The following is a 19,685-nucleotide window of genomic DNA, read 5'->3' as shown; positions in this document are numbered from 1 at the left end:
TGTTTTTTCCAAAAAAATGATCAAAAAAATCCCCCCTGCCCTTTCTGGCACAGTGGGGATAAGCATTTTACTACAACTACCTCACAAACTTAATCGCATCCGCGTTCACATAGGTGCCATTCGCATTGTCCGTTAACTCGACATAGCCTGTAGTTCCTGCAAGAAAATGATGCGTCCCCAGTAAAATCCATGATCCACCAGGTACGGTTTGCTCATTAACAGTGTACAACTGTGAACCGCCATCATAGTAAACCGTGAATGGTGCGTTCGTTGCCCTTGCTACGTTGCCATCCGGGATCCGGTAATACACCTGATAATTATCCGTGACTGGGATCGTTGGTCTCCATCTGATTTTGTCCGCGCCAACCCCTGTATTGTTGTAAACATAATTGGAGCCGTAATAGTTCGGCAAACCTGTTGAAGATAACCATGTCCCGGTCAATTCCGCGGAGGTATTGTCGATAATTATTTCATTCGGTGCAGTCAGCACAAATTTAATCGCATCAGCAGTCACATAGGTACTATTTGCATTATCCGTCAGTTCCACATATCCATTCGTACCCGCAACAAAATGATGCGTCCCTAGTAGTGTCCATGTTCCCCCAGGTGACGTTTGTTCGTTCACCGAATACAACTGTGACCCACCGCTATAGAAGACGGTAAATGGCGCATTGGAAGCCCGACCTGCGTTGCCATCCGGGATCCGGTAATAGACGTCATAATCGCCTTCCGTTATAATTGTGGGTCTCCATCTAACTTTATCCGTGCCCGTCCCCGAGCCATTGTACACGTAATCGGAACCGAAATAATTCGGCAATCCTGTCGAGGACAACCATGTGCCAGTGAATTCGGCAGACGGGTTATCGATGATGATTTCACCCGGCGGCGGTGCCGTATAACTAAACTTCGCTTTCTTCGTTTTCCCCTTGGCCGCATTGACATTGACCGAAAATTTGATTGTCGGGGATAACTGGGTAACGGTAACTTCGGGATCGGAAGGCAGCATACTTGTTGCACTTCGATTTATCTCGATGTTAATCACGCCTGTATTCGCCTGAGTTGGGTCGGATACGGATACTTCAATACCATCTGTTGTTTCACTTGTCATGACAGAAGCCTTCTTATCGCTGGAAAGGAAGTTCGTGGCGCCAACCTGAATCCACTTCAAAGCGTCCGCCCAAAAATTCATTCCGACCACATTTAACGTCGTTTCTTTAACAGCTTGTGCCGAGGAGGAATTCTCCAAGATCGAGATGTTCGGATTACTAGCATAACTGTTCACTTGCGTACTTGTTTTATTCGGGAGGGTTACATAAGCGTAAGTCCCATTCGTTGGATTAAGTCCATGATCAATCCACATCGTCAAGAAATTGCTAGTCATATTCGTTGTTGGTGTTCCAGCTCTTCCATCGATATTGCTCCATTTGCCTGTTCTTGCTTCGCGTAATCCCTTAACTGTCGCACCAGCAGGGAAGTAATAGCCGATGTCTGATCCAGACACACTTCCTCCCAGATGCGCCCAGTTAACCCCCGTCATCGTCTCCGACCAGCCTAAGGCATTAGACTTTGCACTGCCATCCACCGTAAGCGCATTGCTGCCGCTGATATTCAACTTACGGTTCTCTACAATGGTTTCAATGGTGCGGCTGTCTGTACTTGTAATACCAGCTCCAAGTGACACGATTTCGTCATTAAACATGAACCAGCTTTTCTTGGCCGTCAGCGTACTTCCAATCGCATCCAGTTCCATCCCGGAAGTTCCATAGCTATCCAGAATGCTAGTACCGCCTACCCAATTTTGGGTGCTTACCGAATCATGCCCAGATGAATTGGATTTAGTAAGCGTATCCACCGTTGTACCTGGCAAACGATAAGGATTCACGGTTGGCCAATAATCGGTATATTGGGAAAGATCATTATTGTATAGATAGGTCATGCCTTCTCCAAGGTACCAGCCCTTCAAATTCTCATTGTTAATAGACTCATAATTGTAAATTCGATTCGAATACATACTGATGCCAAAGCCAAAGCCAGGGCGTAAATGAACCGCACGATCCATACTGGAAAACTGGTAGCTCTTCACCAACTCCGCTCGTGATGCGGCATTCGCAACAATTTCTTTCCCTAATACGATGAAATTAATAGGCGAATTAGCAAAGAAATCTCGCGCTGTATCCGCTACAATCCAGCCTTTCACCATACTCCGGAATGCCGCTGCATCTGCTGTAGGGGCGAACTGCGAAATGCGGATAATTGCGCCAATGACTGAGCCACCGCTATCATGGTCCTGATCATAGTAACGAGATACGTTTCTTCCTCTTGTCATATCCATCATTGCACCCTTATAGATGAAGGGTTCATAGGAATCATAGATCCAGCTGTACACATTTTTAATGTCCACATCGGTCACCGCCCAGGTAGAACCGTGAAGAACATAGATCAGATCGGCTATATCCTTCATCAACCCAATGCCATACCCACCGTTATACGGATGCTTCGCATGCTGAATGAACGATCCATCTTTGTAAAATCCGTCCCCTGATGTCACGTAATTAAATACTTGACTGAGCCCGTCACGAGCGCTGGCCAATTTCGTTGCGCTTTTGACAATAATCCCGCGAACGCCAATAACGGTGCATTCCCATACGCGATTCGCCCCAGTCATGGTGACAGTAGGTTGAAAATGATCGATGGCTGTCATATAGTTGGTAATTTGCGCCACACTCAACTGATCATACAGCAGCACCACAATATCATTCAGTGCAAGTGGAGCGCCGATTTCCCAATCCCACCAATTCGACACGTTGGTTTTGGTTTCATTGTAGCGATTCGTATACATCCAATCCAACGCGATCACGATATCCGCGAGCAATGTGGCATTGTTCTGTAGAGATGAGCCGGTTGTTGCATAGGCAACTGCCATTGTTTTGATCCGATTGTAGCCCGCAGTAATTTGGCTCGTATTCGAAGCACTGTTCAGATCGCTCCAAAGGTAGGTACCCGGTGTATTATCCATCGTGCTCCAATTGGCATTGGCTTCAGCCGTAAGCGTTGTAATTTGAGTCGCAATGTCTGAATCGAGCGGATTATACGCGGTACCTCCCGTTAGCGTCACTTTCCACTTTTCCCTCATCGCATCAAATTCATCAGCAGCTGCAGCAGGATTCGCAAAAAATGAATTCATTGTAAAAAATAACAAAAGAGTCAGTGAAGCCATCATGCCAGTCCACTTCAATTTGGGGTTCAACATAAAATTCCTCCTTATCACGCTACATTGGTAAGCACTCTCATTTAAGATTTCGCCTTACTAATGGCATCCCATGCCATACATGAAGCCACCTCCCTGAACGGTTAGCAATAGGTTGAATATGAATCGACACCAGTATAGCAAGCGCTTTCATTTTAGGATATACAGTGATCTTGCGAAAATGTCTCAATTATTGCGAATGACTCGCAGAGAAGTTTTTTTTTATTAAATTCGCAAGAAAACAAACATATTCACAATATTTATGTATATTTTTTCGAAATTCAATACCTTACATTAGAACTACGAATTGCTAAAAAGGAGCATGCCCAATGAATACTTTCCAACTCGTATATGTCAAAGATTTCAAGGAAAAAGATGACGCCGCCAGTATTCGTGCTGCGATCCAAATGGCCGTTGAGACGCATGCGGACTTTGTTATTTTTGAGCCACGCCGCTATGTACTCCAAAGTACGATTTCCTTCCCTACAGCCGGCTTCGAACATGATGCCAATAGCTCTAAGGAGTCGAGTAAAGAATGCCATATTACCATTCAAGGGACACGAAAATTAACGTTGCTAGGCGCAGTAGATGAACAGAACAATCCGGCTACCGTGTTGGTTGGTTACAATGATAATCACATTCACGGTTACCTCCCAGCCATCCTATGGTGCGAAGATAATGTCAGGCTCTCTGTCCAAAATCTCGCATTTACCCGTGAGCCAGCCTATGCATCAGCAGGGGTGATCCGCTCGAAAGATGACTCGCAGATTGTGGTCGAAGTGTTTGATGGCAATCCATGCCACGATGGAATGGGCTGCTATTGTATGAACCGATTCAACCCGCAAACAGGAGCACTTATTGGTGAAAGTGTTACCTACGGGGCTGGGGCTGGCGTGCTCTGGGAATTGATTGGTCCACGTCACTTGTCCTTACGCAGCGCAGATGTCGCGTCCAAGGTGCAGGTTGGCGAATATGTATCTTGGCATCAGGGAGCCCGAACAGACTTCCAAACCTATTACGCTAGGTGCGACCAATTGCATTTGTCCAATATAAGAACGTTAAATTCGAACGGCTTCTGCATGCTAACCGAAGCTTGTAAAGATATTACGGCAGATCGAGTCGTGTTCAAGCCGGACGGGAATCGTTTATTCACAGGTCCTCGTGATGCATGGAAAATGTTCAAGTGCAGCGGCGAAATCAACATTAATCAAATGATCGTTGAAGGCGTTCGCATGGATGGTCAGAACATGCACAGCAATTGGCTGATATTTAAACAACAAATAAGCAGTCATGAAGCCCTGTTTTTCTGCCATCAAACGATGACGAAGCTGGAGATCGGCAGTAAGGTAGATTTGAATGAGGAAGAGGACATCTATTCGTTAACGATCGCGGACTGGCGCCACGAGGGCAAGCGAGATCAAGGAAATTACTATGCTATACGGTTCAATCAGCCCCTGCCAAGTATCGTGCATGAAGGCATGCTAGGAACCGCTTCCTGTTGGGAGCCTGACCGCTACATATGTAAAAATTCTGAATTCACAAATATTGCTGGTGCCGGTCATCTTGTCCGCTACGATCATCTGGTCATATTGGGCTGCAAGTACACCAATACGATGAACCCTGGGATTCTGTTAGGAGCAGAATTGCCCGTACACTCCGAAGGTGGTCATGCCACGGATATACTGATCAAAGATTGTAAATTTGACAATTGTGGTTTCTTTCCTCGGCATGGAACGGCAGGCTGCATCGGCATTAAATCAGCGGGCTTCAATGGAAGATTCAATACGAATATTAGGATACTGGATAATATCATGAAGAATTCTGACATTGGCGTACATGCCAGAGATGCTCATCATGTTTTTCTGATCGGCAATACGTTTGAAGGTGTCGCTATTCCTTTGTTAAAGGACGAAACGATCGAAGGCATTGTAATCGAGCATTTGAATCAAATTCGCTAGAGAATACGAACTACTACAAAAAAAATAACGCCGCCAGCTCCAATGTAAAGGAGCGAGCGGCGTTTCTTTCACGCGGAAAATCAAACATCATTTCGGGCGCGCAGCGAGCCCAGCCAAGAAGCTTAGCATGAACTGTACCGCTAGACGCGAGGTCACGTTACGCACATCGACGGTCGGATCGATGCAGACGAAGTCCAACCCTTGCACCTGCGGCAGCGAACCGAGTCGGTAAAGGGCATCCAGCGCATCCCATGGATTCATTCCGCCGGTACCGATCGCAGGACATCCCGGTGCATAGGCCTGATCGATGACGTCAACATCAAAACTCACATACAGCACATCCGTACCATGCCCAGCAAGATGAAGCGCTTGGTCGAGTACCGAGTCCATGCCTATCCGCCGTATATCACGTGACGTATACACATGTACCCCTTTACTCTTCACGTAGTCATGGTACGGCTTCGAATTCATGAAGCCTCGAATACCAATTTGTACAATGTGATGTCCCTGAACGACACCCGATTCGAGAATACCGCGGAACGGCGTACCGTTGGTCACGCCGCCGTCCTCAAAATTTCGGACATCATGATGGGCATCAAAATGTATAATTCCCACTTTTTTCCCAGGATGACGGTTGACGAAAGCTTTGATCGACGGGCAGCTCGTCGAATGATCGCCGCCAAAGATGATCGGGATCAAGCTCGGCTGATCGTTATATAGGGCGCGTAAACTTGTCTCGATGCGGCGATGACATTCCGCGATGTCTGTCACATGCATTTGGATATCGCCGAGGTCACGAACGGCTAAGTCTTGCAGGTCAACACCATACTCCATCGAGTATGTAGTAAATGATTTGAACGCCGCTCGAATCGCCGCCGGCGTTGTCGAAGCGCCTGAGTGCGAGATCGACGGCTTAGACAACGGGATGCCGATGATCCCTGCAAGCAATTGCTCTTGACCGTCCCACTGACGGATCCAATGAGCAACCTTGGTTTCCATATGATCTCTGAACGCAGCTTGATCAGGGGGTTTGAGAAAGGGGATCTCGTGGCTCATAGCGCAGCCTCCCCCTCACTTGCTACAATGGTGCGGTTCCAAACGATCACGTTTCCGTTCTTGATAACGCCAAACGTATGGTTAATACCGAAATGATACGGCAGATAAGCGAGATTTGGCGCATCCAATATCGTTAAATCCGCACGTTTTCCCACTGCGATTGAACCGATATCTTCCCCTCTTCCCAGCGCATTCGCCGCGTTGATTGTGCATGCGGTCAAGATCTCCTCCGGCGTCATCTTCAAGTTCAGAGACGCCAGCATCATGACGAGCTGGATCGACTCGGTCGGACAGGAGCCTGGGTTATAGTCCGTTGCAAGGGCCACCGGCAGTTCATAAATATCGATCATGTCGCGTGCACGCGCATGTTTAGAGAGACCCAGGTTGAACGAAGTACCCGGTAAGAGCACTGGAATCACACCATGTTCGGCCATGACAGCCAACCCTTTATCGGTCGCAGCCAGCAAATGTTCAGCGGAAATCGCACCGATTTCGCTCGCCAATTCCGCTCCGCCAAGCGGTATTATTTCGTCTGCGTGTATTTTCGGGATTAGTCCGCTGCGCTTGCCTTCAAGCAGAATACGGCGTGACTGCTCAATTGAAAAAACACCTTGCTCACAAAACACATCGCAAAATTCCGCAAGCCCCTCTTCAGCCACCATGGGAAGCATCTCATGGACGATGCGATCTACATATTCCTCGGCGCGCCCTTTGAACTCCAGTGGCACAGCATGTGCACCCATAAATGTCGAGACAATATCAAGCGGGTGGGTATCGTTCAAACGTTTCGCCACACGCAATTGCTTCATTTCATCTTCCAGGGTGAGACCGTAGCCGCTTTTCGCTTCAATTGTTGTGACACCATTCATCATCATCTCGTTCAAGCTTCGACGCGCCTTAACATAAAGGTCCTGCTCACTGGCTGCCCTTGTACTTTGCACCGTGCTAAGAATGCCACCGCCTTGCGCCAAAATGTCCAAATAGGGGACACCGGACCGCTTCAGCGCCAGCTCATGTTCACGGGAACCGCCATGGACGAGATGGGAATGCGGGTCGACCAGCCCCGGGGTGACCAAACGTCCGCCAACGTCGACGGTTTCTGCAATTTCTATATCTCCAAGGAAATCCAGAACTTCATGGGTTGGGCCAAATGAGACGATTCTTCCCTCGCGAATGGCGATCGCTGCATCCGTGATCTCACGGACTTCCTTCATCTGTTGCCCGCAACGTGGAACATTTCCCGGAGGGGTAACCAATCGGCCAATCCCCGTAACGAGCAAATCAATCCGTTCCATCTGTATTCCCTCCTTTACTGTCCCTGCTCACGCATGGGGATGCGGATCCCGTGCTTTTCCGCTGTTTCAATCGCTTCGTCGTAGCCCGCATCCACATGGCGGATAACACCCATGCCGGGATCGGAGGTCAGCACACTGCGGAGTCGCTCATCTGCCTCATCCGTCCCATCCGCTACGACCACCATCCCTGCATGCAGCGAGTAGCCCATGCCTACGCCGCCGCCATGATGGATAGACACCCAAGATGCGCCTGCTGATGTATTGATCAGCGCATTCAAAATCGCCCAGTCGCCTACGGCATCGGAACCGTCTTTCATCGCTTCTGTTTCACGGTTTGGCGACGCCACGGAGCCACAATCTAAATGATCGCGACCGATGACAATCGGTGCTTTCAACTCGCCATTTCGCACCATTTCGTTCAATGCCAGACCGAATTTCTCGCGCTCCCCATAGCCGAGCCAACAAATACGCGCCGGGAGACCTTGGAAAGCGACACGTTCACTAGCCATCGTAATCCAGCGACGCAGGTTGTCATTTTCAGGAAACAACTTCATTACTAGTTCGTCTGTTTTGCGAATGTCTTCCGGATCGCCGGAGAGCGCTACCCACCGAAAAGGTCCCTTGCCTTGACAAAAAAGCGGGCGGATATAGGCTGGAACGAAGCCTGGGAAATCAAAAGCGTTGGTTACGCCTTGGTCGAAAGCGACTTGACGTATATTGTTACCATAATCAAATACGACGGAGCCCCGTTGCTGCAAGTCGAGCATCGCTTGCACATGAGTTGCCATGCTGCTTTTCGAAAGCTTCATGTAGTGCTCTGGATCCTTCTCACGCAGTTCGGCTGCTTCTTCCAACGTATAGCCAACGGGGATATAGCCGATCAGCGGATCATGAGCCGACGTCTGGTCAGTAACGAAATGCGGTTTGATACCGCGTCGCACGAATTCCGGGTATAAGTCGGCTGCGTTGCCCAGCAGACCGATGGCGAGCGGCCTTTTCTCTTCCATAGCTTTACCCGCCAGCAGTAGGGCTTCATCCAGCGTTTCCGCCACTACATCACAGTAACGCGTTTGGATTCGGCGCTCAATGCGCGTTCGGTCAACTTCGACTGCAATGACAACGCCCTCATTCATGGTGACCGCTAATGGCTGTGCGCCACCCATGCCGCCAAGACCTGCGGTTAACGTCAACGTCCCTTTGAGTGTACCGTCATCCGTATGTTGGCGTGCCGCTTCGGCAAAGGTTTCATACGTACCTTGCAAAATGCCTTGCGTCCCGATATAAATCCAGCTGCCCGCCGTCATTTGCCCGTACATCATCAGCCCCTTTTGCTCCAGCTCACGAAAATGCTCCCAATTCGCCCATTTCGGCACGAGAACCGAGTTAGAGAGCAGCACACGCGGTGCACGTTCATGGGTTTTGAATACGCCGACCGGCTTGCCGGATTGGATCAGCAGCGTTTCATTGCTTTCCAAGCGCTGCAATTCGCGGACGATGGCATCGTATGAAGGCCAGTTGCGGGCCGCTTTGCCAATACCGCCGTAGACGACGAGATCTTCCGGTCGTTCCGCGACTTCCGGGTCAAGATTGTTCATCAGCATGCGCATGGCGGCTTCCTGTACCCAGCCTTTGCAGATCAGCTCTGTACCGCGAGGGGCGCGAATTTCTCGTTTGGATTCCGTCGAGTTTTTCTTTGTCATCGGATGGTTCCTCCTGAAAACATGATTATTTCGAGTAACTCCATACGTGGTAAATTCATTTATGGTTAAAACAAATTTCCTGCCACAGCCTCAACCGCTTGCAGCCACTCGCCTTCCAGCAAAGCAATCGCCACGTTTTCGATATCACGGGAAGTTGAGCGGTCCTCGACAACGGGGGGAACGAGCACCCGCAGCTTGTCGTACAGCACCCGAGTTGCTGGTGCGAGGCCCTCGGCCCCCACAAATTCGGCAGCTTCAGCTGCACAAATCAACTCGATCGCTAGCACTTTGGACACGTTGTCGATCACCTGCGCTGCATGACGCGCTGCTGTTGTTCCCATTGACACATGGTCCTCTTGATTCGCTGAAGACGGGATCGAGTCCACGCTTGACGGATGGGCGAGCACTTTATTTTCCGAAACGATAGATGCACTTACATATTGCGTGATCATCATGCCTGAACCCACCCCTGGATTGTGACTCAAAAAAGCAGGCAATCCCCCAGATAGCGCTGGATTGACCAGCCGTTCTGTGCGACGTTCAGAAATGTTAGCGAGCTCGCTCATGCCGATTTTCAGAAAATCCATAGCGAACGCGATCGGCTGCCCATGGAAGTTACCACCGGAGATAACTAGACCTTTATCCACGAATAACAACGGATTGTCGGTCGCCGAGTTAATCTCAATGGCAATCTTATCCTGCACATAGGCAAGCACTTGGCGAGTCGCGCCATGTACTTGTGGCAGACAGCGCAGCGAGTAAGCGTCCTGCACGCGAAGCTCACCTTGGCGTGTCGTCAACTTGCTGCCTCTCAGCAGGTTGCACAGGTTCTTCGCTACGCCAATTTGTTCAGGATATGGGCGCACCTGCTGCACCTCTTCCGCAAAAGCATCCGGAATGCCACGCAGGCATTCAACCGTCATGGATGCGATCACATCAGCGATTTTCGCAAGTCGCTGTGATTTAATAAGCGCCAATGTACCGATGGACGTCATAATCTGCGTGCCGTTAATTAGTGCTAGCCCCTCTTTCGCTTGCAAGCTAATCGGTCTGAGCCCTGCTTTTGCGAGCGCCTTGTCACCCGAGAGGCGTTCACCTTGGTAAACTGCCTCACCCTCTCCCATCAGCACCAGTGCCAAATGAGACAGTGGAGCCAAGTCTCCGCTTGCGCCAAGTGAGCCTTGCTCCGGCACAACCGGATGTACGCCACAGTTGATGCAGTCGATCAGGAGCTGCAGCGTTTCTGGGCGGATGCCGGAATGTCCTTTGGCCAGCGCGTTTGCACGCAGCAGCATCAAAGCACGAACCGTCGGTTCCGGCAGCGGTCTGCCGACGGCGCAAGCATGGCTGCGGATCAGGTTAACCTGCAGCTGTACAGCGTCTTGCGGTGAAATCGTCACGTCGCTGAATTTTCCGAACCCAGTCGTGACCCCGTAGACCACTTTGCCAGCAGCGACTAATTCCTCCACCATTTTGCGGCACGCGATCACACGCCTGAGTGCCTGCGCATCTAATTCGACCGGCACATTGTCATAAACAACCGCCGCAACTAACTCAGGTATCAATTGCTCCCCATCTAATAAAACCGGAGTCGCTTCTAGGTTACTTTCCTGCTGTTTATATACCATCGCCATGTCAACACAGACTCCTTTCCTTTCTCGCTTTACCAAAAGAAAGGGACCGTACGGAAGTTGTTAACTTCCATACGGTCCCATTTTTAAAAAAGAGGGTTGTATGCGATTGTCCGGTATCAAGCTCCAGCCGATCCTTCATCGCGATCACTCACTTTATCGTTATTATGTTTGTGCCTAACCTAACCTAACCTTACCTAATCTTATTCTCACACGCTGGTTCGTATGCTGTCAAGATGGCTTAAAGCCTAGTTGTTGTCTGTGAAATCAATTCCTTACCAAGGCATGATATCGATCGAATCGATTTCGGCATAATTCGTATCACGGGTGAATCGAAGGGTATTCGAACCGGCATTCAGATACACTTTGGCCGAGGCATTCGTCCAGTGGTCCCAACCTGAATTCGCAATACTAAAATTACTGCCAGTTCCTCCGTTGATGGATAGCTTAAAGTTGGCCCATACGCCATATCCGCCTGACGTGCCATTATCGGTTCTTGCCAGTACCGTATAATATCCGGCCGTTCCAACGGTTACGTTGAATTGAACATAACTGCTGCTGTTATCAATATGTCCTACTTTGGCGCCATTCGAGGCGGAAGAATGATACGCTACCGAAGCAAGACCGCCTAAGGTAGCCGACTCAGCCTCATAACGATCACGTGCAGGTTCCCCAGCAGGTATAGCGATCGGCGTATTCGGAGCCGCTGGACTTCCGAAGTTCGGCGTATTATCCGCATTCCAGGTGAATTTCTGAGCACGAATTTCTCTGTTCCACCCCGCACCTGGTTGTCTAGCTGTATGATAGACAATCCAATCTTCTGTCCCATTTTTGGATTTCGTAAAGCTATGATGACCTGGTCCATATACACCGTTGCCGCTCTGGAACACAGGGCTTGTTCGTTTCGTCCATGAACTTTCCAATAGCAGATTACTTGACGTACTTGCTGTCGTTAAGCCTAGACAATACGAATCCAGCCAGCTGCCGCTTGCTGAGAAGACCACATTAATGACCCCATTACGAATAATGACTTCCGGCCCTTCATTCACATGTGGAGTCGCATTCGTTTCCCAACTGTATTGTGGCCAAGCAATTTGTGTGCGAGCCGAACTGATCTGGGTTGGGCTGCTCATCGAAGCGATATACAGATTCTGATCTGTATTTTGATTCGCGCTGTTCCAGCCGGACCAGATAAAATACAGCGCTCCATTGTTGTTCAGAACCGTTCCATCGATAGCCCAATCATCGTTGCCAATCGCAGTTAACTTGGTTGGAGCACTCCAAGTACCCGTGGTTGGATCTGCGCTTGAATTGGAAATAACGTACATCCTATGACTGTTATTATCTCCTGCCGCATTATCACGGGCAAAATAAATATACCAAACATTGTTAATCTTCGTGATTTCAGGTGCCCACACATCACAACAACCTGACCACGCCGTAATCACCGTACCAGCATCCATATTGGTCAAATAATTACTTTTCCAGACTTTCACTTCACTGCCAGTGGTATACGTGGAGTAGTAACTATTCGTGTCTTTGTAGACAGAGACATCTGCACCATTTTGCACAAGCACATTGTAGAAATTAGAAGCTGCAGCGAGTGCCGAGCTTGTAGGAAGTAATACCGCTAGAATAACAGTGAGAAGCGTTAGCCTTGTTAGCCATTTTGAGAATCGATTGTTCATTGATAATTCCTCCTTAGCGAAAGTAATGAAGCCATTCAAATCGAGCCATGGATAAAGCCCTGCATGTTCAAGCCTGCTATCCCCCCTTTCATTGATCCACACATTCATGTTAACGCTTTCATTTTGAGGATGTAATGACATAATTCATGATTCGTTAGACATTTTTTCGATTCTTTTTGGCGAACGTGCCCCTGCAAAAAAAAACAAGAATCCAGTACTTTACTGGACCCTTGCCCTCGAATTTGCGAAACCATATCGTTGGGAGATTCGCCAAATAGGTTGAGTTAATGCGAACTAACTCACCGTATTTATCGCACGCTTGACTTGAAATCCGTTCAACCATGGAGAATCAGTGGACACCACATATTCGGATCGATGAATTTCATCTAATGCGGCTAATAGATTGCCTTGTTCTGGAGCCTTCATCGTGAAACAGAGCTGCATGTTTGGCTTCGCATGTCTGTTTCCTGATTCTTCACTATCAGGGATGATTTTCATCTTCATAATTTGAATGCCGTGTTCACCTAGAATGGATGCAATCCTGCCGAGTACGCCAGGATGATCCAGTACCTTAACGGTAATCTCATGAACACGACGGTTTCTTAGCAGGTGTTTTTCCCACTTATTCAATAACAGCAAACTGACTAAAACCATGAAGGTACACAGCACTGCTACGAAAAAGAAACCTGCTCCTACGCAAAGTCCAACAGCAGCAACAACCCACACCGAGGCCGCCGTTGTCAGACCGCTAATGACGGAACCGTTCCGTATGATGGCTCCTGCGCCAAGAAAACCGATACCGCTGATAACCTGCGCCGCAAGTCTAGCTGGATCAGCCCGCACATTCGCTTCATTAACAAATTCCGAGAATCCATAGATGGAAAGCAGCATGATTGTTGTGGAGCCTAAACATACAAGAATATGTGTACGAAATCCGGCAGCATGATTACTCCATTCCCGCTCCAATCCAATGAGTCCCCCCAGTACAGTAGCGGCTAATAGCCGGATCATGAGGTCTATGTGAGAAATATGCCAAACACTGGAAACAGCATTCATTGCTTCCCCTTCTTCCCTTATTCATTTATATAAATAGGATTCGTAAATCCGATCATCGTATGGACACGATGAAACGTCCCGTACATTTCTGCCCGAATCCAAATGACGCCTTCTAAATCAGCTGGAATCGCCATTTCCTGTTCCAGGCTCGACAGTTCACACACCGCAATTTCACCTTTATTGCTGTTCAAGCGCATCGTTATCGAGGAGTCCACCGACTCCCATTGACAATCCCTCACGGTAAAGTCAACTCCGAGCACGATCTCGACTCGTTCGGAAGAAACCATGTCCCTATACACGGTTTCACCGATACCAACAAGCAATGTTCCCTCTGCTCCACGCATGTAGAGCAGCGGAAGCGGACCCATGGAGACGCTTATTGCTCCATTTCGCAATGCGTTTATGACCCTAGGCTCAGCTCCCTCTTCCTCGTTCATCTGCAGAAACGTTGCGCAAACAGGATCCTTCACTGGGTCTTTGACATGCCAATCCCTTCCGCTTGTGGCCGAGATACGGATTCCGCGATTCAGCAGTTCGGTCCATACGGCGAATGCTCGAATGTTATTTCGTTGGATCGAAGGAAATAAGCCTGACCAAACCTCCATATAGTCAACTTGACCCCAATCAGAAATCTCAAACTCCCAAAAACAACCCGTACACATCGGGCTGCCAACACGGAAAGGATGAGCAATTCCAACTACGCCTCCTTGATCATGAACGCCTTTAATTCCCCGGGAAATATGAAATGGGCTTAAATTCCGCCAATCTACATAGTCACGAATTCCCAATGTAACCATATGACCAAAAAAAGTTGTCCATTCAAGCCCTTGTATAATGTCAATACCGATCCGCGCCTGAACTTGTTCTCTGTCAGCAAGACCCGTCATTGTATTGTGGTCGGTTAATGCGAAGCCTGCAAATCCAAGAGATTTAGCAGCCTCTGCGAGTTCAAGTAGCGATTGCTTACCATCGCTGTGAAATGTATGCGTATGCAATTCGTAAGGTAACCAGCGGGTCATGAGGGTTGACCTCCTTCCTCGATACGCAAGCTGTAACGAACTTGCTCCGATACAACGCAGTGAAGACTTATGGTCACACGCAGCTGCCCGCGAGGAATATGTCCAGGAATTAATCCAGGAGATGCCTGATCCCGATGAATTTTCAATCGTTGGACTGGATCGTGCCGATGACCAGCCCCACGAAATCCATTCTCGTCGTCAAAAGATAGCGTAAGCAAATTCTGCAGTGGCAAGTACGATCTCCAGTTGTTTTGGCTTGCTTCTATGTGTTCCGGCAGCATATAACTCTGAATTCCTTGATCAATCAGTTCTTTCGCTTTCTCTTCATCTGCCAGTGTCTTAGGATCATAGGCGAAGTCAATATACAATTCATCCACATTCGAATGAAGATGTATGGTATAGGTAATGTGGCTTTTCGAACAGCTGGGAGTTACAATGCCTTCTGCCGACAAGAGTAGCTTCACAGTTCACCACCACGTTCTAGCCAGCGTACTTCCTGTACAGTTAGCTCAAGATCCGCTGCTGCCCGATTCGCCTGCAGTTCCTCTAATGAATGGGCAGCGACAATCGCACAGGTCGGAAATGATTGATTGTTCACATAAGCTAATGAAATTTGCGCTAATGTTACGCCTTTGTCTTCCGCCAATTGTTTGGCTCGATCTAGCCTTTGCCAATTCAACTCATTGTAGTAGACACGGACCATTTCTTCGTTCTCGAGATCATCTGGTGAGAAGCGCCCCGTCAAAAAGCCGGCGGCCAATGATGACCAAGAGAAGAGCGGAGTTCCCGATTGCTCGTGCCAAGCGCAAGTCCCTTCATCGGCCGAAACACAACCTGGCCACCTGGGCATGTTTAGCTTGGCTAGGCTTAAATTCGTGCTGCTGAAGGAAAAACCAATCAGTCCGTTTTGCTCTGCATAATCATTGGCCAGCTGGATCCGCTGATGCGTCCAGTTGGATGCACCGATCGCACGGATTTTCCCAGAAACCATAAGCTCATTCAGAATATCTATGATCGGTTCAACGGATACTTCGGGATCGTCGCGATGCAAAGCATAGAAATCAACATAATCCGTTTGCAACCTCTGCAAACTTTCGGTAAGGTCGCTTGTAATCGCTTGGGCATTCACACGTGGCCCGTTCGCATCATGATGCGCCCCCTTCGTCAGGATATGCATCTTGTCACGATTGCCCCGAGACTTCATCCAATTACCGATGGCTTTCTCGCTTTCACCAGCCCGATAGCCGTGCGCGGTATCGACCGTGTTGCCACCAGTCTCAACATAGGCATCGAGCAAGGTGTCGACTTGATGTTGAATCGCAGGCTGAAAGTAATCAGAGCCCAGAATCATTTGAGAACATGTGGACGAAATGCCGGGAATGGATAATTGTTTCATATAAAAGCGCTCCTTCGCGTAGGTTAGCACATTGCCCCTGGGTGCATTAAGCGCCAGGGGCAACATGTGCCGAGTTATGCTGTTATTGTTTTCAAATACTCACATGCTTTCTCCGCATACTGAACAGGATTCGCAATTTCTGGATTCTGTTCAGCTTCAATAATGATCCAGCCTTCGTAGTTGCGTCTTTTCAACTCTTCAAAAATAGCTTTAAAATCAATACAACCATCGCCAGGGACTGTAAACACGCCTCTTCGAACACCTTCACGAAAACGGTATCCGTCTCTGAGATGTTGTTCTAGAACAGTTTCCCGAACGTCTTTCAAATGGATATAAGCAATCCGGTCAAAGTGTGCTTGTAAAATATATAACGGATCGCTGCCACCATAATAGGCGTGCCCGGTATCGTATAACATATGAACCAATTCAGGGTCAGTCATTTCCATTAAGCGAGCAATTTCTTCGCCCGTCTCAACGACGGTTTCTCCATGGAAATGGTACACAAGCTTCATGCCAATCTCTTCACAGTATTGCCCTGCCTTATGTAGGCCATCGACCATATGTCTCCACTGCGCATCCGTCAGCGGTTCGATACGGACCGTGTTGCTGCTTAGATCTTCGATTTTATTACTCGATTCGCAAGTCACGACGTGCTTGCAACCCATGGCTTTCAGAAAGTCAGCATGAGCGCGAAATGCATCCATTTCTTCCTCATGTCGAGACGAATCACTGAAATGAACAGATCTCCATTGCGAAGTAAGAACCATATTTTTACTCGCTAATAACTGTTTGAGCACATCGACATCACGTGGAAATTTACGACAAAACTCCGTTCCTTCGAATCCGAGGCTCGCCATATCGGTGAGCACCTGCTCGGCCGTATAGTGGTTGCCATATTCCTTGATGTCTTCATTCACCCAATTGATGGCGGAAATGCCGTATCGAACCTTCACCTAGTTATCCTCCTATATGTCCTAGCAGATTCGAAGTGTATGTACTTCAAAAGGCTTGGAATGCAGAATCACTTGCTTATCTCCTCGGTCATTGCCTACTTCTGTGATAGCAAGCTCACTTTGCGTATATTCCAACAAATCCGTCTGACATACACGGGATATCGACGCTGGCAGTGTGACAATGAGCTGCCGCTCAGTACCTGTCCATTCACGCAATCTCAAGATGCAGCCATCGCTGTCTTCAGCAGGCTTGAAGCATGTCACAGCAGCACCGTTCAAACCCTGAGGCAATATATCCATCACCTGCGGCTCACGGGATACTTTGCTTTCAGCAACAGTTACTGCAACCACTGAGCTTAAAGTCTGCTCAGCCTGTTTCCATACCTCAGCTTCCGACCAGCTGCCTGCGTGTGGAATGAGTCGGTAGCGGTAGCGCAAATCGCCGCCAGTCCACTGCGGGAAGTTCGTTCCCCACATGTTGTTGAACAAATTGAAGTGGAGCTCAGGTTTCTCTGGCTTATACTGATGCTCAAAGTCCCACATACCATTCTTACCGATATAGAACAGTGGTGAATCCAGCGGAACGATGCTCATTCCTGCTTCGCCTTGGACATCTGTCACATCAACAAAGTACTCGCAGCAGTTGAGCAAAGTACTGGAAGACCGAACAAGATCATGCATTGGATCGATTACCGCACCCATTTTATTAATTCGATATTGAGCTTGATCCAATTTGAGAGGGAACACGAGAGAGCCAGATTCTGCTTTAGGTGTCTCTTCCTTCTCCTTCAATTGCAACTCGATATCCAAATAAGAAGAATTCGCATTCAAACTAATGGACCAGTTGATCTTACGAGCGTTCCCGTATTCTTGATGTGATTCGCGATCGCCTTGGGCTAAGCACGCGATCCGAATGATGCTATCGCCTTCTTGGACAAGCTCCAGTTCAGGCGCTCCTGTCGTAAATGACACCCTCTTTTGTTGCTCCGGGTATCCTGTTTTTCCGAAATCATGTATACCCCAGTCATAGAAACGGTAAGCATATTTCTTGATAAAAGCAGTAATCTCACTGCTGGAGTATACGTCATACGCATATTGACCGAAGCCAAATTCCGCATCAGTTTCAACGAATTCCCGCTTCAACCGCTTATCCCAAATACTTTGAATCCACCCGGTTTTTCTCGAAACTTTAACGAGCAGAAACGGATTTTCTATGACCGCTTCCTCTTCTGTCATATATCCGCGGATTGTGCTTTCGGCAGCTGCCTCTACAGGCTCCGTCACGGTAATAGCAACTTCTTCTGCACTAGCTGCAATGCCCAATGTTTTATAGCCCAGAGCAGGCAGACCGCTCACTTCAGCCCACACGCCGGATTCATCAACAACCAGCTTCACTGGCTGACCTGTTTCACAATCGATCAACGTTTCATGAGCTGCAGGCTGTTGTTCCTTCGGCAGTAACACGCGCGCGTCTCGTTTCCAACCAAGATAGTTGTAGACGCGATATGCCGCTGGCTTATCTGAGTCGCTGACGAGCTGAATCGCTGCCTCAAGAGCTGTTTCGGCCGTGTTCAGATAGTCACGCTGCTCTTGCCAGGAATGCTCCATCTGCTTGTAGCGCTCGCTTTGCTTATCTTGCAGAAACTCTTTCTTCTCATATCGTCTTGGGAAAAGAAACGATTTACAGTCCATCCCCCACGTATGTTCGCCGAAATGCAGCGTGTACTCATAGGATTTGTCAATTTGCTTCTTCGCCTCAGCAGCTTGGGGCGCATCGTCCCCATTCATCATGGCAATAGCTAGCGCGCTTTCGGCAGCTGTTATCCGGCTTCGCAGCTCTCTGACGCGAGAGACTTCACGAGGCGCCGTGCCTACTCCGTGAATCCAAGAATCGGCCATATCGCCTCGAATAACGGGCAAATCAGGGTTTAGCGCTAGGAAATCTTCTGCGAAATCCGTGAGACTGCCGATATGTAGTTCAGCAACAAGCCCGCTCTCCGCTATGGATTGTTTCATTTCTTGAATATAGGAAGGATCGTGAGGACCGTGATTATCGCTCGTTTGAATCATGGCCAGCCATACTGGATGCTCCCAATCCTCTGGTGGAAGTATCCCCGTTCCATAAGAACCTTTGGAATAAAACGTTAATAACCGTTCTCCGTCTGGACCTTCCCAGAAAAACACGGGAGGTACATCTGGCGGTGTGGAAGCAGGGTTACAGCCCAAATGCAAGATTTTCACGCCGGCCTTAGCAAGCAAAGATGGAACGGACCATGTGTGGCCAGGAACATCCGTCATTTTGGCATCCTTGGGTTTGTAACCAAACTGCTCAGATAAGTTGCGAGACACGTACATCCCGCGAATCCATTCCTCTAAACCGCAGAATTCCGTATGAGTCGTATAAGGCAGCATATGCCAGATCAATTGACGATTCTCCAGAAACGCAAGCGCCTTATCACGATCCTCTTGCGAGCTGCCCTCCAAGGACTGCTCCAGCGGCCATGCGGACATCGTCCATACATATTTCTCGTGTTCAGCATTGGGAGCTGTCTTTTCACAAATATCAATAAAGTCTTTCAACATTTCGGTCCGATAACGCTGTACAACATCGGACACCCATCCCGTAAATCCGATGTCAAAGTGTGTTTTGAATACAACATAAATTTTCTCAAGGTTCTGCGCCATC

General features: G+C 48.6%; 13 protein-coding genes. 1 reads left to right on the top strand and 12 read right to left on the bottom strand.

Annotated features, from left to right (window positions below; all coding sequences use genetic code 11):
- Positions 1 to 76: 76 nt before the first annotated feature.
- Positions 77 to 3,250 (bottom strand): polysaccharide lyase family 8 super-sandwich domain-containing protein, encoded by a 3,174-nt coding sequence (locus AC58QO_RS10560; RefSeq protein ID WP_497265249.1) that lies wholly within the window; start codon positions 3,248 to 3,250, stop codon positions 77 to 79.
- A 326-nt stretch (positions 3,251 to 3,576) separates the two neighbouring features.
- On the opposite strand from AC58QO_RS10560, the gene AC58QO_RS10555 reads away from it, so the two are divergent.
- Positions 3,577 to 5,205, top strand: coding sequence for a hypothetical protein (locus tag AC58QO_RS10555; RefSeq protein ID WP_497265248.1), 1,629 nt, complete (start codon positions 3,577 to 3,579; stop codon positions 5,203 to 5,205).
- Between the two features lie 87 nt (positions 5,206 to 5,292).
- On the opposite strand, the gene hutG is transcribed toward AC58QO_RS10555, so the two are convergent.
- The 11 genes from hutG to AC58QO_RS10500 all read right to left on the bottom strand — a co-directional run bounded on the left by hutG (position 5,293) and on the right by AC58QO_RS10500 (position 19,684).
- Positions 5,293 to 6,261 carry a formimidoylglutamase gene (gene hutG, locus AC58QO_RS10550; protein ID WP_497265247.1) on the bottom strand — a complete coding sequence of 323 codons (969 nt, stop codon included), beginning with the start codon at positions 6,259 to 6,261 and terminating at the stop codon, positions 5,293 to 5,295.
- Positions 6,258 to 7,556, bottom strand: coding sequence for an imidazolonepropionase (hutI, locus tag AC58QO_RS10545; protein WP_497265246.1), 1,299 nt, complete (start codon positions 7,554 to 7,556; stop codon positions 6,258 to 6,260). Before hutI ends, hutG begins: the two co-directional genes overlap by 4 nt.
- A 14-nt stretch (positions 7,557 to 7,570) precedes the next feature.
- The gene (gene hutU / locus AC58QO_RS10540; protein ID WP_497265245.1) at positions 7,571 to 9,256 is read right to left on the bottom strand and encodes a urocanate hydratase; all 1,686 of its coding nucleotides are present in this window, start codon (positions 9,254 to 9,256) and stop codon (positions 7,571 to 7,573) included.
- Between the two features lie 65 nt (positions 9,257 to 9,321).
- Entirely contained in the window at positions 9,322 to 10,884 is a 1,563-nt protein-coding gene (hutH, locus tag AC58QO_RS10535) for a histidine ammonia-lyase (protein ID WP_497265488.1), read from the bottom strand.
- A gap of 278 nt (positions 10,885 to 11,162) precedes the next feature.
- Positions 11,163 to 12,575, bottom strand: coding sequence for a family 43 glycosylhydrolase (locus AC58QO_RS10530; RefSeq protein ID WP_497265244.1), 1,413 nt, complete (start codon positions 12,573 to 12,575; stop codon positions 11,163 to 11,165).
- 294 nt (positions 12,576 to 12,869) lie between these two features.
- The gene (locus tag AC58QO_RS10525; RefSeq protein ID WP_497265243.1) at positions 12,870 to 13,631 is read right to left on the bottom strand and encodes an MgtC/SapB family protein; all 762 of its coding nucleotides are present in this window, start codon (positions 13,629 to 13,631) and stop codon (positions 12,870 to 12,872) included.
- Positions 13,632 to 13,648: 17 nt separating this feature from the next.
- Complete coding sequence (locus AC58QO_RS10520) at positions 13,649 to 14,650, bottom strand: CehA/McbA family metallohydrolase (protein WP_497265242.1); 1,002 nt, start codon at positions 14,648 to 14,650, stop codon at positions 13,649 to 13,651.
- The gene (locus AC58QO_RS10515; protein WP_497265241.1) at positions 14,647 to 15,114 is read right to left on the bottom strand and encodes a hypothetical protein; all 468 of its coding nucleotides are present in this window, start codon (positions 15,112 to 15,114) and stop codon (positions 14,647 to 14,649) included. The genes AC58QO_RS10520 and AC58QO_RS10515 overlap by 4 nt, the downstream gene beginning before the upstream one ends.
- Positions 15,111 to 16,046 carry an aldo/keto reductase gene (locus AC58QO_RS10510; protein WP_497265240.1) on the bottom strand — a complete coding sequence of 312 codons (936 nt, stop codon included), beginning with the start codon at positions 16,044 to 16,046 and terminating at the stop codon, positions 15,111 to 15,113. Before AC58QO_RS10510 ends, AC58QO_RS10515 begins: the two co-directional genes overlap by 4 nt.
- Before the next feature lie 74 nt (positions 16,047 to 16,120).
- Positions 16,121 to 16,999, bottom strand: coding sequence for a myo-inosose-2 dehydratase (iolE, locus tag AC58QO_RS10505; RefSeq protein WP_497265239.1), 879 nt, complete (start codon positions 16,997 to 16,999; stop codon positions 16,121 to 16,123).
- A gap of 21 nt (positions 17,000 to 17,020) precedes the next feature.
- Positions 17,021 to 19,684 carry a DUF5054 domain-containing protein gene (locus tag AC58QO_RS10500; RefSeq protein ID WP_497265238.1) on the bottom strand — a complete coding sequence of 888 codons (2,664 nt, stop codon included), beginning with the start codon at positions 19,682 to 19,684 and terminating at the stop codon, positions 17,021 to 17,023.
- Position 19,685: the final 1 nt, after the last annotated feature.

It is taken from the genome of Paenibacillus sp. J31R30 (genome assembly GCF_059692115.1).
Note: the sequence above shows the minus strand (reverse complement) of the source record. Positions and strands in the feature narration are given on the sequence as shown.

Coding starts and splice junctions, on each gene's coding strand:
- AC58QO_RS10525 (WP_497265243.1), bottom strand. CDS start 13,631: ATGAATGCTGTTTCCAGTGTTTGGCATATTTCTCACATAGACCTCATG.
- hutG (WP_497265247.1), bottom strand. CDS start 6,261: ATGAGCCACGAGATCCCCTTTCTCAAACCCCCTGATCAAGCTGCGTTC.
- hutI (WP_497265246.1), bottom strand. CDS start 7,556: ATGGAACGGATTGATTTGCTCGTTACGGGGATTGGCCGATTGGTTACC.
- AC58QO_RS10555 (WP_497265248.1), top strand. CDS start 3,577: ATGAATACTTTCCAACTCGTATATGTCAAAGATTTCAAGGAAAAAGAT.
- hutH (WP_497265488.1), bottom strand. CDS start 10,884: ATGGTATATAAACAGCAGGAAAGTAACCTAGAAGCGACTCCGGTTTTA.
- AC58QO_RS10500 (WP_497265238.1), bottom strand. CDS start 19,684: ATGGCGCAGAACCTTGAGAAAATTTATGTTGTATTCAAAACACACTTT.
- AC58QO_RS10530 (WP_497265244.1), bottom strand. CDS start 12,575: ATGAACAATCGATTCTCAAAATGGCTAACAAGGCTAACGCTTCTCACT.
- AC58QO_RS10520 (WP_497265242.1), bottom strand. CDS start 14,650: ATGACCCGCTGGTTACCTTACGAATTGCATACGCATACATTTCACAGC.
- AC58QO_RS10560 (WP_497265249.1), bottom strand. CDS start 3,250: ATGTTGAACCCCAAATTGAAGTGGACTGGCATGATGGCTTCACTGACT.
- hutU (WP_497265245.1), bottom strand. CDS start 9,256: ATGACAAAGAAAAACTCGACGGAATCCAAACGAGAAATTCGCGCCCCT.
- AC58QO_RS10510 (WP_497265240.1), bottom strand. CDS start 16,046: ATGAAACAATTATCCATTCCCGGCATTTCGTCCACATGTTCTCAAATG.